Origin of the sequence: Haloplanus sp. C73, assembly GCF_051195115.1 — an archaeon.
Lineage (GTDB): Archaea > Halobacteriota > Halobacteria > Halobacteriales > Haloferacaceae > Haloplanus.
Window position 1 is genome coordinate 320374 of the sequence record NZ_JBNTJZ010000003.1, and the last position, 15169, is coordinate 335542.

14 protein-coding genes are annotated in these 15169 nt (G+C 66.4%); 1 reads left to right on the top strand and 13 read right to left on the bottom strand.

Translation table 11 applies throughout. The annotated features are described in order from the left end of the window. Positions 1–32 precede the first annotated feature (32 nt). The 12 genes from ACQUSQ_RS08185 to ACQUSQ_RS08240 all read right to left on the bottom strand — a co-directional run bounded on the left by ACQUSQ_RS08185 (position 33) and on the right by ACQUSQ_RS08240 (position 13522). Positions 33–2195 (bottom strand): ATP-dependent DNA helicase, encoded by a 2163-nt coding sequence (locus ACQUSQ_RS08185; protein ID WP_435068144.1) that lies wholly within the window; start codon positions 2193–2195, stop codon positions 33–35. 46 nt (positions 2196–2241) lie between these two features. Beyond that, entirely contained in the window at positions 2242–3138 is an 897-nt protein-coding gene (gene argF / locus ACQUSQ_RS08190; RefSeq protein WP_435068145.1) for an ornithine carbamoyltransferase, read from the bottom strand. Then, entirely contained in the window at positions 3135–4196 is a 1062-nt protein-coding gene (locus tag ACQUSQ_RS08195) for a [LysW]-lysine hydrolase (RefSeq protein WP_435068147.1), read from the bottom strand. Before ACQUSQ_RS08195 ends, argF begins: the two co-directional genes overlap by 4 nt. Continuing rightward, positions 4193–5317: an aspartate aminotransferase family protein gene (locus tag ACQUSQ_RS08200; protein ID WP_435068149.1), complete on the bottom strand. Its 1125-nt coding sequence runs from the start codon at positions 5315–5317 to the stop codon at positions 4193–4195. Before ACQUSQ_RS08200 ends, ACQUSQ_RS08195 begins: the two co-directional genes overlap by 4 nt. Next, positions 5314–6141 carry an acetylglutamate/acetylaminoadipate kinase gene (locus ACQUSQ_RS08205; RefSeq protein WP_435068151.1) on the bottom strand — a complete coding sequence of 276 codons (828 nt, stop codon included), beginning with the start codon at positions 6139–6141 and terminating at the stop codon, positions 5314–5316. The genes ACQUSQ_RS08200 and ACQUSQ_RS08205 overlap by 4 nt, the downstream gene beginning before the upstream one ends. A 1-nt stretch (position 6142) precedes the next feature. After that, entirely contained in the window at positions 6143–7180 is a 1038-nt protein-coding gene (gene argC, locus ACQUSQ_RS08210) for an N-acetyl-gamma-glutamyl-phosphate reductase (RefSeq protein ID WP_435068153.1), read from the bottom strand. Beyond that, positions 7177–8031, bottom strand: coding sequence for a lysine biosynthesis protein LysX (gene lysX, locus ACQUSQ_RS08215; RefSeq protein ID WP_435068155.1), 855 nt, complete (start codon positions 8029–8031; stop codon positions 7177–7179). Before lysX ends, argC begins: the two co-directional genes overlap by 4 nt. 2 nt (positions 8032–8033) lie before the next feature. Continuing rightward, positions 8034–9224 carry an argininosuccinate synthase gene (locus tag ACQUSQ_RS08220; protein ID WP_435068156.1) on the bottom strand — a complete coding sequence of 397 codons (1191 nt, stop codon included), beginning with the start codon at positions 9222–9224 and terminating at the stop codon, positions 8034–8036. 274 nt (positions 9225–9498) lie between these two features. Beyond that, positions 9499–10320, bottom strand: coding sequence for a uroporphyrinogen-III C-methyltransferase (cobA, locus tag ACQUSQ_RS08225; protein ID WP_435068158.1), 822 nt, complete (start codon positions 10318–10320; stop codon positions 9499–9501). Position 10321: 1 nt separating this feature from the next. After that, positions 10322–10624: a DUF6360 family protein gene (locus ACQUSQ_RS08230; RefSeq protein ID WP_435068160.1), complete on the bottom strand. Its 303-nt coding sequence runs from the start codon at positions 10622–10624 to the stop codon at positions 10322–10324. Continuing rightward, positions 10624–12390, bottom strand: coding sequence for a nitrite/sulfite reductase (locus ACQUSQ_RS08235; RefSeq protein ID WP_435068162.1), 1767 nt, complete (start codon positions 12388–12390; stop codon positions 10624–10626). The genes ACQUSQ_RS08230 and ACQUSQ_RS08235 overlap by 1 nt, the downstream gene beginning before the upstream one ends. A gap of 286 nt (positions 12391–12676) precedes the next feature. Continuing rightward, a complete protein-coding gene (locus ACQUSQ_RS08240; protein ID WP_435068164.1) occupies positions 12677–13522 on the bottom strand; it encodes a formate/nitrite transporter family protein in 846 nt (281 codons plus the stop codon). Between the two features lie 522 nt (positions 13523–14044). On the opposite strand from ACQUSQ_RS08240, the gene cynS reads away from it, so the two are divergent. Beyond that, positions 14045–14518 (top strand): cyanase, encoded by a 474-nt coding sequence (gene cynS / locus ACQUSQ_RS08245; protein WP_435068165.1) that lies wholly within the window; start codon positions 14045–14047, stop codon positions 14516–14518. A 30-nt stretch (positions 14519–14548) separates the two neighbouring features. Here cynS and ACQUSQ_RS08250 read toward each other — a convergent pair whose 3' ends face one another. After that, positions 14549–15151, bottom strand: coding sequence for a dolichol kinase (locus ACQUSQ_RS08250; protein ID WP_435068167.1), 603 nt, complete (start codon positions 15149–15151; stop codon positions 14549–14551). Between the last annotated feature and the right edge of the window lie 18 nt (positions 15152–15169).

Here is a 15169-nt window from a genome sequence, read left to right on the forward strand (position 1 = left end):
GTCACGCCCGCGACAAATGTCTTTCCTCGCAATCAGGGCGCGGGCGGGTCGCCGTCGTAGGCGTCGAGGTCGGCGTAGAAGTTCAGCATCGCGAACTTCAGTTTCTCGGGGGCGACATCGATGAGTTCGTCCCGCTCCTCGACCGGGAAGGCGTCGCGAACCCCGTACTGCCCCATGTCGCGCCCGGCGCGCGTGTAGCGCTTGTCGAGCAGGATGCGCACACCGAAGTCGTCGGGGGCGCGAATCACCCGCCCGAGCGCCTGCCGGGTCTTGCGGATGGTCGGGATTTCGACGGCGTAGCGCCAGCCTGCGTCGGTGCGGCCGTCGTAGACGCGGTCGTAAGCGTCTTGGACAGCCTCCATCCGCTCCGAGAGGTTCGGGTACGGGACGCCGAGGACGACGACGGTCCGCGCGTCGTCGCCGTCGAAACTCACCCCCTCGCCGAGCGTCCCCCACAGCGACGTGAAGAGGGTGGCGCCGTCGTCCTCGACGAACCGCCGACGCAGGTCCTCGGTGGGCGTGCCGGCTTCGTCGAGATAGCCCTTCGGCAGGTTCAGTCGGTCGTGATACCGCTCGGCCTCCGCGTAGGAGGGACAGAACACGAGCGTGTTGCCCGGCGTCATCGTCACCGCGTCGGCGAGCGTGTCGGCCACCGTCGCCTGCGTCTGGGGGTCGTCGCGCTCGCTCGCGAACAGCGCCGGCCCCTCGACGGCGAACGTCCGCCGGCGCTCCTCGGGATACGCCAGCCCGTACGCCATCGTCGCCGGGTCGGTCAGGCCGAGGACGTCTTCGATGACGTCGAACGGGCGCAGCGTCGCGCTCATCAGGACGCTCGCGGCCACCTCGTCGAACAGCCCTTCCGTCACCTCGCGGGGGATGCACGTGTACAGTTCTGCGCGTCCGTACACTTCCTCCGTGGTCGCGTCGCGCCGCACCGCCGCCATCGGGTGGCGGCCCAAGTCCGCGCCCTTCCCCATCCAGTCGGCGATGAACTCTGCGGCCTGCAGCGTCGACGACTCGCTTCGGGTCGTCGTCTCGCCGCGCCGGTAGGCCTCCTCGTACGCCTCGTCTAGCGTCTCGCCCACCTGTACCGCGAGGTCGATTTCGGTGTCGATGCCGCTCCCTTCGTAGGCGTCGAGGAAGGCGAGTGTCAGGTCGTCGCGCCGGTCGTCGTTGGCGATGGCGACGTCGTGCCAGTCCTCGCCCACCTGTTCCCGCTCCCCGAAGCCGAGGGCGTCGTCGACGGCCGTCTCCAGCCCCGACAGGAACGCCTCGATGACGTTTCGGGCGCTGCCCGCCCGCGAGTCGTCGGCCTCGTCGAGTTCCGACAGCGCGCCCTCCAGCGTCCGCGCCGAGAGCGTTCGCGTGGCGTGGTCCCGCGCCGCCGACTCGATGTTGTGGGCCTCGTCGAAGACGGTGACGACGTCCTCGGGGTCACGCCCCAGCCATCGGAAGAAGTGTTCGCGGATACCCGGGTCGAGCAGGTGGTGGTAGTTACAGACGACGAGGTCGACTCCCTCCATGCCCTCCTTCAGGAGTTCGTAGCCACAGAGCCCCTGCTCGTCGGCGTACTCGTAGATTTCCTCCGGCGTCCGCACGTCGTCGAACAGCCAGTCGCGGAAGGCGTCGGTGTCGTGAGTGAGATTCGCCCGGTAGTGCTCGCAGATGTTCGCCGACTGGAGCTCCTCGATTTCCGCCTCCAACTGCTCCAGTTCGTCGACGACGGCCGACCGGGCCTCGGCGGCCTCGTCGCTCCCGTCTTGCATCTCCGACAGCAGTGCTTCGTTACGCTCGGCGAGTTCCGCGCGGTCCGTCTCGGCTTCGACCAGCGAGCGCGTCGTCTCCTTCAGACTCCGGCACTCCTCGTAGCCGACGTCGATGTGACACATCGACGCCTTGCCCTTGAACACCACCGCCCGAATCGGCTCCTCGGCGGCGATGGCGCGGGCGTCGGCGACAAACTGCCGCATCTGCTGGTGGACGTTCGTCGTGATGACGACTGTCCGGTCGTGTTCGCGGGCGTGTGCCAGCGCCGGCACGAGCGCCGATAGCGTCTTGCCCGTCCCCGGCGCGCCCTCCAGCAGGACGTCCCGCTCGCTATCGAGGGCGTCGGCGATGCGGTCCATCGCCTCGCGCTGGTTCGGATACGGGTCGTCGTAGGGGAAGAACCGGTCGAATCCCGCCGTGTCTGCCACGCGCGGTCTTACGCGCGCTGGGATTAAAACCCTCGTCGACTGCGCGCTACGCCAGCAGTTCGACCAGCAGGCCGGCCTGTGCGTGCAGGCGGTTCTCTGCCTGCTGCCAGACGACCGACCGCTCGCTCTCGACTACCTCGTCGGTTATCTCCTCGCCGCGATGGGCGGGGAGACAGTGCATCACCTCGGCGTCGCTGCCCGCCAGTAGGTCCGCGTTCAGTTGGTAGCCCTCGAACGCCGCGAGTTTCTCCTCGCGCTCGTCTTCCTCGCCCATCGACACCCAGACGTCGGTGTAGACGACGTCGGCGTCCGCGACGGCGTCGTCGGGGCTGTCGGCGAGTTCGGGTGCCCGCCCCAGCGCCGCGGCCCGGTCGAGGACGTCGTCGTCGATGCCGTACTCGGGCGGCGTCGCCACCACGACCTCTAGGTCGGCGAGCGCGGCCCCGAGGACGAACGACTGCGCGACGTTGTTGCCGTCGCCGACCCACGCGACGGTCACGTCGTCGAATCCGCCGAACCGCTCGCGGATGGTCAGCAGGTCGGCGAGGGTCTGACAGGGGTGGGCGTCGTCGGTCAGGCCGTTGATGACTGGCACGTCGGCGTAGGCGGCGAGTTCCTCGGCGTCGTCGTGGTCGAACAGCCGCGCCATGATGGCGTCGGTGTAGCCCGCGAGCGCGCGAGCGGTGTCTTTCACCGGTTCGCCGTGTCCGAGGTGGATGTCGTCCGGGCCGAGGAAGATGGCGTGGCCGCCGAGCCGGGTCATCGCCGTCTCGAACGACGTCCGCGTTCGCGTACTCGGCTTCTCGAACACCATCGCGAGCGTCTGTCGTTCGAGGTCCGTGTGGTCCTCGCCGGCCTTGATGGCGGCCGCACGATTCAACACCGTGGTCAGGTCCTCGGCCGTGAGGTCGTCCACGTCGAGGATGTGGGTGGGTTCTATCATCGTAGGCGTTCGCAGGCGTCGAGTAACACCTCGACCGAGCGGTCGTACTCGTCGAGCGAGAGATGCTCGTTCGGCGCGTGGTCCAAGTCCGAGTCGCCGGGACCGTACGTGACCATCGGGCAATCCCACGCGGAGGCAAAGACGTTCATGTCGGCAGTGCCGGTCTTCCGCAGGAGTCGCGGGTCGCCGCCGGCGTTCCGAACCGCGGCACGAAACGCCCGCGCCACGTTCGTCCGCGGGCTCTCCATCACGGGCGGCACGTGGTCGTACCAATGAACCGTCCCGGTTTCGAGACGGCCGTCGGCCATCTCGCGGACGTCGTCGACGGTGTACTCCGGCGGGACGCGGAACTGCACCTCCATCGTCGCCTCGACGGACAGGCCGTCGACGCTGGTGCCGCCCTCGAACGACGTGGGTTTGCAGGTGACGCGCTCGAAGACGGGCAGATACTCGTCGGGGTCGAACTCCTCTTCGACCCGCTCCCACCAGTCCATCGCGTCCTGAATCGCGTTGTTCTCCGGGCGGGAGGTGTGACCCGATTCGCTGGTGGCGACGTACGTCCCCGCCAGCAGGCCGCGGTAGCCGAGCGTGATGCCCGTCCACCCGCTCGGCTCGCCGTTGACGACGGCATCCGGCTCCGCACGGTCGCTCTCGATGACGTGTCGCGACCCGCGAGAGTCGACTTCCTCGCCGACGACGCCGATGAAGCTCACACCTGTCTCGACGGCGGCGACGGCCATCGCGGCCAGCGGCCCCGTCGCGTCGACGCTCCCGCGTCCCCACAGCACCGCGTCGCCGTCCTCCTCCCGAATCTCGACCGGGATATCGCCCGGCACAGTGTCGATGTGGGAGGTCAGGAGGACGGCGTCGTCGGCCGGCGCGTGGACGTTCCCAACTTCGTCCGTCCACACCTCGCGGTCGTGGGCCTCGAAGAACTCGACCAGCCGAGCCGCCGCCGCCGCCTCCTCGCCCGAGGGCGACGGAATCGAAACGAGGTCGACGAGCAGGCGCTGGGCCGCGCTCAGGTCGCGCTCCGCTGCCACTTCGCCCGCCGTCATCCGAGTACCCCCTCCAGCGAGTCGACGAACTCGTCGGCGTGGCTCTCGTCGATGACGAGCGGCGGGAGCAAGCGGAGGACGGTCCGGCCCGCCGGCAGCGCCAACACCTGCTCGTTGAGCGCGAGGTCACGCAGCAGGCGATTGGCCCCCCGCTTCACCTCGACGCCTATCATCAACCCCCGTCCGCGAACGTCGCGGATGGGGAGGTCGGCCGCCTCGATTTCCTCCACGAGATAGTCGCCCATCTCGGCGGCGTGGGCCGGCAGGTCCTCCTCGACCAGCAGGTCGAGGGTGGTGTTGGCGGCCGCACAGACGACGGGGCCGCCGCTGAACGTCGACCCGTGTTCGGGGTCGGCGTCGGCAATCCAGTCGGCACACACCGTCGCGCCGAGGGGCAGGCCGCTGGCGATACCCTTCGCCGTCGTGAGGATGTCGGGGTCGACGCCGGACTGTTCGCAGGCCCAGAGCGTCCCCGTCCGCCCCACGCCGGTCTGAATCTCGTCGAAGACGAGCGCCGCGCCCGCGTCCTCGGTGACTTCGCGAGCGCGCTCCAGATACGCCGTCTCCGCGGGGTGGATGCCCCCCTCGCCTTGGATGGGTTCGAGAAACACCGCGGCCGTCTCGTCGTCGACGGCCTCCGCGAGTTCCTCGCCGTCGCCGTAGGAGACGAACTCGATACCCTCGACCAGCGGCTCGAAGGACTTCTTGTACTTGTCCTTCCACGTCATCGAGAGGGCGCCGAGGGTGCGCCCGTGGAAGCCGCGGCGGGTGGCGACGATTTTCGACCGCCCCGTCGCGTTCCGCGCGAACTTCAGCGCCGCCTCGTTGGCTTCGGTGCCCGAGTTACAGAGCCAGACGTTGTCGAGGCCGGGCGGCGACACCGTCGCCAGTTTCTCGTACAGTTCCGTCCGCGCCGCGACGGGGTACGACGCCTGCACGTACATCAGGTCCTCGGCCTGTGACTGTACCGCGTCGACCACCTGCGGGTGGCTGTGGCCGACGGGCGTGACGGCGTAACTCGCGCCGAAATCGAGATACTCGGTGCCGTCTTCGGCGTAGAGATACGCTCCATCACCGCGCTCGATACCGATGGGTTTCTCCGAGAAGACGAATCCGCTCATGTGTCCTCCAGTGCGCTCGGGTGGATGTGTGTACCGCTTTCCGCCAGCGCTGCCGTGACCGGCGCGTCGGCGTTGGCGTCGGCGACGACGACTTCGCTCGCGCCGCGCTCCAATGCCTCCGTCGCGGCCATCACTTTCTTCGTCATGAACCCCTCCGCGGCGTCGGTCAGAGCATCGTACTCCGCGGGGGTCGATACCGATTCGATGAGTGTCCCGGGGTCGTCCGGGTCGGCGTAGACGCCAGCGACGTCCGTCAGGACGACCAGCGTCGCCCCGAGGGCGCCGGCAACCGCCGCCGCCGCGCGGTCGGCGTCCGTGTTGACCGGGACGCCGTCGTCGGCGAGCATCGGCGGGCCGGCGACGGGCGTGTAGCCGTCCGCAAGCAGCGTCTCCAGCAACTCGCTGTTGACGGACTCGATTTTCCCCGAGTGGTCGCCGCGCTTGATTTTCTTCTTGCCGTCCTCGACGACGCGAACCGCGGACTTCCGGGGGCCGGTGATGAGGCCGCCGTCGACGCCCGACAGGCCGACGGCGTCGACGCCCGCCTCGCGGAACGTCGCGACCAACTCCGTGTTCACCTGTCCCGCCATCGCCATCGTGAACGCGTCCATCGTCTCCTCGTCGGTGAACCGGCCGACGACGCCGTCCGGCGTCTCGACGTACGTCGGCTCGATGCCGAGTCGGTCCAGCAGGTCGTCGACGGCAGTCGAGCCACCGTGGACGACGGCGACGGGTTCGCCGTCGTCGACGAGGCTGGCGATGTCCGCGACGGCGCCGGCGGGGTCGACGGCTTTCGCGCCCCCGATTTTGACGACGACCGACATCCTACGGTGCCCCCACCGGGTGGAGTCCTTGGAACGTCAGCCCCGCCGTCTCGTCGAGGCCGAGTGCGATGTTCGCGGCGTGGACCGCCTGTCCCGCCGAGCCTTTCATCATGTTGTCGATGGCCGAGAACACGACCAGTCGCTCGTTGCCGGGGTCGAGTTCGAAGCCGACTTCGCCGTGGTTGGTGCCTGCGACGGCCTTGGGTTCGGGGTAGCGGTAGACGCCACCGCCGCCCGCGACGGTTCGCATGAAGGGTTCGTCGTCGTAGGCGTCGCGGTAGGCGCTCCAGAGGTCTTTCTTCCCCACCGGGCCGTCCGGGAAGACGTGAGCGGTTGCGGCGGCGCCCCGAGTCATGTCGACGGCGTGGACCGTGAACGACACCGAGAGGCCGAGGAACTCCTCGATTTCGGCCTCGTGGCGGTGGCCCGTCGGCGCGTACGGGCGGACGATGCCCGAGCGCTCGGGGTGGGAGGAGGCCGCGCCGCCGCCGGCGCCGCCCTCCGACGACCCCACCTTCACGTCGACGACCACCTGCTCGTCGCCCGAGAGGATGCCGGCGTCGAAGAGGGGTTTCAGCCCCAGAATCGTCGCCGTCGCGTTACAGCCACCCGAGGCGATGAGGTCGGCGCCGGGGAGGTTGTCGCGGTTGAGTTCGGGGAGGGCGTACTCCGCTTTGTCGAGCAGTTCGGGCCGCTCGTGGCCGTCGTACCACTCGTCGTACTGGCTCTCGCTCCCGAGGCGGAAGTCAGCGCTCAGGTCGACGACGGTGTCGGCGGCGTCCTGAAAGGCGTCGATGCGCTCCATCGAGACGCCGTGAGGCGTCGCCGCAAAGAGCACGTCGACGGATTCGAGGTCCGTCGGCGACGTGAACCGCAGGTCCATCTCGCGGAGATTCGGGTGCTGGTGGCCGACGGTCTTGCGCTCGTAGCTTCGACTCGTGGCCTGTACCACCTCGAAGTCGGGGTGGCCGTTCAGCAGGCGGAGGAGTTCCCCGCCCGTGAACCCGCTGCCACCGACGACGCTCGCGGTGTAGCTCATGCCGTCTCACCCGCTTTCGTCTCCAGCCAGTCGACGATGGCGGCGGGCACGTCGAAGTCGACACACGAGTCGAGCGCCTTGAACTCGACTGTGTGGTTCACTTCGTGGACGGTGTAGGAGTCGCCCGTCTCCATCAGGTCGATACCGAGCAAGCCGCCGCCGACGGCGTCGGAGGCGCGTTCGACCAGTTCGGCCACCTCGTCGTCGATTTCGAACTCGTTGACCTCGCCGCCTTTCGCGGCGTTGGTGAGCCAGTGGTCGGAGCTTCGGGTCATGGCCGCGACGGGCTCGCCGTCGGTGGCGACGACGCGGATGTCACGCCCCGGCTTCTCGACGAACTCTTGGACGTAGAACACCTTGTGCTCGTAGTGACCGAGCGTCGCCTTGTGCTCCAGAATCGCCTCGGCGGCGCTCCGGGAGTCCACCTTGGCCATCAGCCGCCCCCACGACCCGATGACGGGCTTGAGGACGCAGGGGTAGCCGAAGGATTCGATGGTTTCGAGGGCGCTGTCGGTGGTGAACGCTACCTCCGTGTTGGGCGTGGGGACGCCCGCCGCCTCCAGCGCGAGGCTGTTTTTCACCTTGTCCGCACACAGCTCCGCGGTGTCGGCGGCGTTGATGACGGGGATACCGTAGGCGTCGAGGAAGCGCGTCACGTAGCGGCTGCGGCTGGTCGCGAGACAGCGGTCGATGGCGAGGTCCACGTCCGAAAATGCCTCGGGCGCCTCGCTGATGTTGAACCGCTCTTTCCGCACGTCGATTTTCGTCACTTCGTGGTCGCGCTCGCGAAGCTCCGAGAGCAGGAGCTTCTCGTCGCGGCGGATGCGCGAGTAGAGGAGGCCGACGTGCACGACTACTCCTCCTTGGCCTTCGCGAGCACCTTCGCCGCGAGGCGCTCTTGGAAGCCGTGGTACTTCGCGACGCCCGTCGCGTCGGCCTGCGTGATGTCGCCCACGTCCTCCGTGTTGAACGAGGCGAAGCTCTCGTCGTAGACGGCGTACTCGCTGTCGCGGCCGACCGGACGGGCCTGCCCGCCCTCGAATCGAATCGTCACGGTGCCCGTCACGCGGGTCTGTGTCTCGTCGATGAAGCCTTCGAGCGCGCCCATCAGCGGCGCGTCGACGAGGCCCTCGTAGCCCTTTTGCGACCACTCGTCGTCGACGAGTTTCTTGAAGTCGCGCTCCTCTTTCGTGAGGACGAGCGATTCGAGCGTCTCGTGAGCGTTCAGGAGCGTCGTCGCCGCCGGGTGCTCGTAGTTCTCGCGCACCTTCAGCCCGAGCATGCGGTCTTCCATCATGTCCGTTCGACCGACGCCGTACTTCCCGGCCACCTCGTTGAGGTGTTCGATGAGCGCGATGGGTTCCATCTCCTCGCCGTCGACGGCGACGGGGTAGCCGTTCTCGAACGTAATCTCGATTTCCTCGGTGTCGCCGGAGGGCGCACGCGTCCAGTCGTAAATCTCCTCGCCGGGGACGTGGCCCGGCTGTTCGAGGTCACCGCCCTCGATGGAGCGGCTCCAGAGGTTCGTGTCGATGCTCCAGACGCCCTCGTTGCCGCCCTCGACGGGCAGGTTCTTCTCCGCGGCGTACTCGATTTCCCACTCGCGAGTCAGGCCGAGTTCGCGCACGGGCGCGATGACCTCGAGGTCGGAGGCGCGCCACACGGCCTCGAAGCGTAACTGGTCGTTGCCCTTGCCGGTACAGCCGTGGGCGACGGCGTCGCAGTCGTTCTCTTTGGCCACGTCGAGAATCGCCTCGGCGATGACGGGGCGTGCCAGTGCCGTCCCCAGCGGGTAGCCCTGATACGTCGCGTTCGCGCGGATGGAGTCGAAACACTGCTGGGCGAACTCCGCCTTCGCGTCGACGACGTGATGCTCTAGGTCCAGTGCGTCTGCCGTCTCCGCCGCCTCCTCGAACTCCGCTTCGGGCTGGCCGACGTCGACCGTGACGCCGACGACTTCGTCGTACCCCCACTCCTCTTCGAGAAGCGGGACGCACACTGTCGTGTCGAGACCGCCGGAGAACGCGAGTGCCACACGTGTCATTATCGACTTCTCGGCCCTTAACGGACTTAAATTCTACGTTTTTGTAATTGAAATAAAATGCGAAACGGGACGCTCACCGGAAGTCGCTGGTGTCGAACACAGGGGGAAATGAGAGAAAGGTGGGCCTACCGGCCCCGTCGTCGCGGTCGTCGGACCGCAGTGTAGCGGACGTGTGCGGACGAAACTGTCCCGTCCATTATCGCAACAAACCGTGGCTCGCTACTAATATCTTGCGAACGGCCCGCTCGCGGGTCGCGCGCCGGCTTCGACCGGGTCACTCCGTCGGGACTGCGGGGTCGTCGGCTACCGGGCCGCCGGTCGACCGCGCCGTGCCCGCGGCGTTCAGGTACTCCGATACCCGGTCGCGCACCGACACCACGTCGCCGACGACGGTCACGGCGGGCGGGTCGATGCCCACCTCGCGGGCGCGCTCGGTGATGGTTTCGAGCGTTCCCGTCACCGTGAACTCGTCTTCGCGAGAGGCGCGTTCGACCATCGCCACCGGCGTCTCGGGGTCGACGCCCGCCGCTTCGAGGGCGGCGACGTTGTCCGGAAGTCGGCCGACGCCCATCAGGATGACGAGCGTTCCGCCCGCGGTGACCGACCGCCCGAGCGCGTCCCAGTCGAGTGCGCTATCCGCTTTCGTCGGGTCCTCGTGTCCCGTCACGACCGTCAGACTGGACGCGTGTTCGCGGTGGGTCGGCGGCACGCCGGCCAGCCCCGGCCCCGCGACGGCGCTCGTCACGCCGGGCACGATTTCCAGCGGAATCCCCGCCGCCGCGAGTTCTTCCGCTTCCTCGCCCCCGCGGCCGAACACGCAGGGGTCGCCGCTCTTGAGACGCACCACGTCGTCGCCGGCGGTGGCGCGCCGAACCAGTAGGTCGTTTATCTCCGCCTGTGTCGTCCGCTCGCCGTCGCCGCGCTTCCCGACGTCGATGCACTCGACCGATGCCGGGGGCAGGTCGCGGATGGCCTCGCTCACGAGCGAGTCGTACAGCACCACGTCGGCCTCGTCGAGTAGACGCCGGGCTTTGACCGTCAGTAGTTCGGGGTCACCCGGCCCCGCGCCGACGAGAGAGACGGTGCCGACGGGCATGCTATCGCCCTCGCCCTCGCGGGACGTCCTCTCCCGCCTCCGCGTTCGCCGCGTGTCGCTTCAGGTCGGCGGCGAGGCCGCGGGCCTGCTCCGGCGAGAGCGTCAGGCTGTCGGCGTGCGGTTCGACGTGCTCCATGTCGTCCCCGTCGAACTCTATCTGGAGCCGGACCGTCCCCGGCGACTCCGACGGTCGGTCGACGTCGACGACGGCGGCGGAGTCGTCTCTCCAGTCCGGGCCGAAGGCGTAGCCTTCGACGAAGTCGAACGTGGTGTAGCTCGTCACGTCGAGTAGTCTGACAGGCATCAGTCCGAGGAGATTGGGACGTCGTCGACAGTCGTCGGCGCGGGGCTCTCCTCCGTCGAGAACGGGTACCACGACTGCTTGGCGTCGTGCATGTACGGGTCCTCGTAGTCCGTCTCCGTCGGCTCACAGATGTCGACGACGGACTCGATGCCGAAGTCTTCGAGCCACTCGCGGAAGGTCTGCCCCTCCTCGCGGTGGGCGGCGAAGGCGCCGACGAGGCTCTGAATCGCGCCGGGCACCTCGTCCGCCGGCACGCGCTGACTGACCCACTCGACGAACTCGGGGTTGGGACCCATCCCGCCACCGACGCCGATGTCGAGCGCCTCGACGATTTCGCCGTCCTTCTGGGCGCGCATCCCCTGCAGTCCGATGTCGGCGGTGTAGGCCTGCCCGCAGTCGGCGGTACAGCCCGAGTAGTGAATCTTGATGGTGTCGACGTCGTCCGGCACGTCGACGTTCGCGTTGAGCCAGCGGAGCATCCGCGTCAGGCGGACTTTCGTCTCCGTGAGCGCTATCCCGCAGAACTCGGTGCCCGTACAGGCCATGCTCCCGCGCTCGAACACGGACGGCTCCGGCGTGTGCGTATCGAGCAGCGGTTCCTCGAGCAGGGCGTCGACCGCCGATTCGTCGACGTCCATGATTATCGGATTCTGGCGGCGCGTGAGCCGAAGCTCGCCCGAGCCGTACGCCTCCGCGAGGTCCGCGAGCGCGATGGTCTCGCGTGCGGTCATCCGCCCCACGGGCACGTTCAGGCCGACGTAGTAGTCGCCGCTCGGCTGTTCGTGGACGCCGACGTGGTCGGTCTTGCCCGCCTCCGGCGGCTTGCCCGCGTTGTACGTGTACTCGTCGCGGAAGTCCCGGCCGGCCCGGTGGAGTTCGAAGTCGACGTACTCCTCCTGCAGGAGCTCGCGAATCTCGTCGGTGCCGTGGTCGTCGACGAAGAAGCGACTCCGGTTTTTCTGGCGGTTGTCCCGCCGGCCGTGGTCGTGGTACAGTTCGACGAAGCCCCGCACCACGTCGTAGGCGTTCTCCGGCGTGACGAAGACATCGAGACTGCGGGCGCGTCGCGGTTCGCGGCTGCCCGTCCCGCCGCCGACGCGGACGTTGAAGCCGGTGACGACGTCCCCATCGAGTTCCTTCTCGGCGGGTTCGAGGCCGATGCCGTTGATTGAATCTTGGGCACACCCCTCTCGACAGCCCGTGACGCTGATGTTGAACTTCCGCGGCATGTTCGCCAGTTCGTCGTCGCCCCGGAGGTCCTCCTGCAGTCGTTCGAGGATGGGCTGGCTCTCGACGAGTTCCGCCGTGTCCTTGCCTGCGACGGGACAGCCGACGATGTTGCGCATCGTGTCACCGCCCGCGGAGCGGCTGGTCACACCGACCGATTCGAGTTTCTCCCAGATGGCCGGAATGTCCTCCAGTTTGAGCCAGTGGAGCTGAATCGACTGCCGAGTGGTGAAATCTATCCACGCGTCGCCGAACTCGGGGTTGTCGACGGGGCCGGTGGCGTACTCCCGGGCGACTTCACCGATTGTGCGGAGCTGCTCCGCGTTCATCTGCCCGTTGACGTTCGTCAGCCGCATCATGAAATACGACTCCTGACCGTCGCGCTGGTGGAACACGCCCCAGAACTTGAACCGGGAGAACCACATGTCCCGCTCCTCCTCGGGAATCGACTCCCAGCCTTTCTCGGCGAACTCGATGATTTTCTCCCGCACTTCGTCGCCGTACATCCCCTCTTTCCACGTCTCTTTCTTGTTGCTCATGGTCGACCCCCCATCGGACTAGCCATCTGTCCAACTTCGCTCCCGTTCGCTTCAGCAGGCGGAATGTTTGTCACGACTGAGTATCTGTTGATTGGAGATAATAAGGGTAACCGTTTACAAACGCCTATTTTCGGGCGTCTGAGTCGATGGCTGTCCGGTTTATTATGAGATATACCGGATATAAGGTTGTATTTCGTCTACTCAAATCCGAACGAGTGGACGTTCGTTGTCCGAATGCCGAAAATCAGTCGTGCAGTTCGTCCGCCGACGTCGTCGACTGTGCGCCTCAGTCGTCGGCGCTGGCCACGCTTCCCTCGCCGCCGAGTGGCTCGTCCGACGACAGGTCGATTTTGTACGACTCGTTGATGTACCAGTACGCAGCGCCCATCATGACGACGCCCGCGAAGGTGTTGCCCACCGTGACGATGGAGATGTTGTAGGCCATGTTGACCCAGTTGATTGCCGCGGGGGCGGCCTGTCCCGTCGTAATCGTCAGGAAGTTCGCGAGCGAGAGCACGGTCATGTTGGCGACGCTGTGCTCGAAGCCGGTACCGATGAACGCGAGCAGGCACCACCAAATCATCACGAGTTTGGCGATGGCGTTTTCGAGTCGGAAGTTGCTCCACACCGCGAGCACGACCAGCCAGTTACAGAAGATGCCCTGAATGAACAGTTCGAGCGGCGACAGGGTCATCTTCGTCTCCGCGACGGCGTAGACCAGCGTGGGGTCGGAGAAGACACCGCCCCAAGCGGCCATCGCGGCGACCAGCAGGGAGCCGAAGAGGTTGCCGACCCACGACCACACCCACACTTTGCCGAGTGCGCCCCACGTGGTCCGTCCTTCCAGCGCGCCCACACCCATTATCATCGCGTTACCGGTGAACAGTTCGGAGCCAGCGATGATGACGAGACTGAGCGCAATCCCGAACATCGCAGCCATCACGACGCCCCGAAGTGGCTCCAACGGCGTGCCGACCATCGGCGTCCCCAGCGCGAAGATGAGCAGGATGGCGAGGCCGATGTACGCGCCCGCCATCGCCGCGTGGATGAGGTACGCGGGAAGTTTCTTGTCGATGAGTTCAATCTGTGCCGCTGCCGCCTCACTGACGCCCTCAAGTGTGTTGTCGTACATCTTACTGCTCCTCCGTATCTACCGCAGACCGCGCTCGCGGAACGTTCGCTTCCATGCCGAGACTTGGGCGAACCGTCATCTTTGGCCGACGCGAATCTGACATCCGTCCTCCTTTTCCGGGATTAGGTCCATCTCTCTTCATGTTAGGACGAGTAATCGATTTTACTCCCAGTATATAACGCTACTCATTGGACATCTAATTTTTCACCCAACAATACTGCGATATTGGGTAGATTCTCGATTTATCTAGTGTGTTTGTCCAAATATAAGGTCTTGGGCTGAACGAAACGGATATCGGTGTTTCCCCTGCGGCGGGCGGACGCTCCCTGTTCCGCTGTCTGTGACTCCACGACGCCAGATTACGCATCCCCGAGACTCAGCTTATTGCACGAATTTCCAAAATTTCCGCATATATCTAATCTGTTCGCCTAATATATTCGGAAGTATTCTAACGAATAGGCAGATATTCAGGACAAATTCTTTATAGTGGTTTCAATTCGGTCCAGATGGGAGATATCGACAATGAACATCCCAGAACGCGAGAACAAGTTGACCAAATCCGAGATGCGGGCGAAGATTCTGACCGAGAAAGAGGAGCGTGGCCTCACCTACGAGGAACTGGCCGACCACGTCCCGGGGCGGAGCAAGATGTTCGTCGCTTCGAGTATCTTCGACGCCGCGAGTATGACGCCCGAAGACGCCGAGGCGCTCACCGACGCGCTCGACCTCGGCGAACCCGTCGCCGAGGCGCTACAGGAAGCACCGATGAAGGGCATGGAGGACCCGACGATTCCCTCGGACCCCTGTATCTACCGGTTCTACGAAGTCCCGCAAGTGTACGGGCGGGCGATGAAGGCCGTCATCCACGAGGAGTTCGGTGACGGCATCATGAGCGCCATCGACTTCGAGGTGGACGTCCAGCGAGAGGAACACGAGGACGGCGACCACGTCGTCATCACCTACGACGGCAAGTTCCTGCCGTACAAGCGCTGGTAGTCCGACGGCACGGCCCGACACTTTTTCTGCTCACCCGAGTACGCGAAGCACCAGCCAGATACCGACACACGCCGCCGGCGGAATCGTGAGGTTGTCGTCGAGGACGTAGCCGCGCACGACGGGTGTGAACCCGTCGGCGACTGTCGCCCCCGCCCCACCCACCATCGCGGCGGCGACAGCGAGGGGGAGCGAGACGCTCCCGGCCAGTGCTAGCACGCCGAGCGAGACACAGACGACGAACATCGCCGCGATAACCCCCGCTCGCTTGGCGCGACCCGCTTCGTTCGAGCCGAGGAGGCCACTCACGGGGTCGCCGATGGTCAGCATCAACATCCCGGCCACGGCCACGGGCGGGTCGAACGCCGGCACCCACGCCACCGCGGTCATGCTGAACATGTAGAGCGCGTAGCCGGCGACGTTGTCCCGTTCGTACTCCCGCGTCAGCGTCTCGTACACCTGCCAGTTCAGGCCGACGAGGAGCCGAATCGCCTCCAGCACCGCGGCGACCGATGCGGCGAGGAGGAGGAGATAGCGAAGCGCCTGCCAGTCGACGATATTCAGCATGTACAGCGCCGGAAAGCCCACGCCGCTCGCGTGGACGGCCCGCCGCCGGAGTTCCGCGCCGGTCGTCATGTCCGGCCCTCGCCCATC

What these genes read in the sequence shown, in the direction of transcription:
- ACQUSQ_RS08235 (WP_435068162.1), bottom strand. Translation starts at nt 12,390, where the DNA reads ATGAGCAACAAGAAAGAGACGTGGAAAGAGGGGATGTACGGCGACGAA.
- ACQUSQ_RS08240 (WP_435068164.1), bottom strand. Translation starts at nt 13,522, where the DNA reads ATGTACGACAACACACTTGAGGGCGTCAGTGAGGCGGCAGCGGCACAG.
- argC (WP_435068153.1), bottom strand. Translation starts at nt 7,180, where the DNA reads ATGAGCTACACCGCGAGCGTCGTCGGTGGCAGCGGGTTCACGGGCGGG.
- ACQUSQ_RS08220 (WP_435068156.1), bottom strand. Translation starts at nt 9,224, where the DNA reads ATGACACGTGTGGCACTCGCGTTCTCCGGCGGTCTCGACACGACAGTG.
- cobA (WP_435068158.1), bottom strand. Translation starts at nt 10,320, where the DNA reads ATGCCCGTCGGCACCGTCTCTCTCGTCGGCGCGGGGCCGGGTGACCCC.
- ACQUSQ_RS08250 (WP_435068167.1), bottom strand. Translation starts at nt 15,151, where the DNA reads ATGACGACCGGCGCGGAACTCCGGCGGCGGGCCGTCCACGCGAGCGGC.
- ACQUSQ_RS08200 (WP_435068149.1), bottom strand. Translation starts at nt 5,317, where the DNA reads ATGAGCGGATTCGTCTTCTCGGAGAAACCCATCGGTATCGAGCGCGGT.
- cynS (WP_435068165.1), top strand. Translation starts at nt 14,045, where the DNA reads ATGAACATCCCAGAACGCGAGAACAAGTTGACCAAATCCGAGATGCGG.
- argF (WP_435068145.1), bottom strand. Translation starts at nt 3,138, where the DNA reads ATGATAGAACCCACCCACATCCTCGACGTGGACGACCTCACGGCCGAG.
- ACQUSQ_RS08230 (WP_435068160.1), bottom strand. Translation starts at nt 10,624, where the DNA reads ATGCCTGTCAGACTACTCGACGTGACGAGCTACACCACGTTCGACTTC.
- ACQUSQ_RS08205 (WP_435068151.1), bottom strand. Translation starts at nt 6,141, where the DNA reads ATGTCGGTCGTCGTCAAAATCGGGGGCGCGAAAGCCGTCGACCCCGCC.
- ACQUSQ_RS08195 (WP_435068147.1), bottom strand. Translation starts at nt 4,196, where the DNA reads ATGACGGCGGGCGAAGTGGCAGCGGAGCGCGACCTGAGCGCGGCCCAG.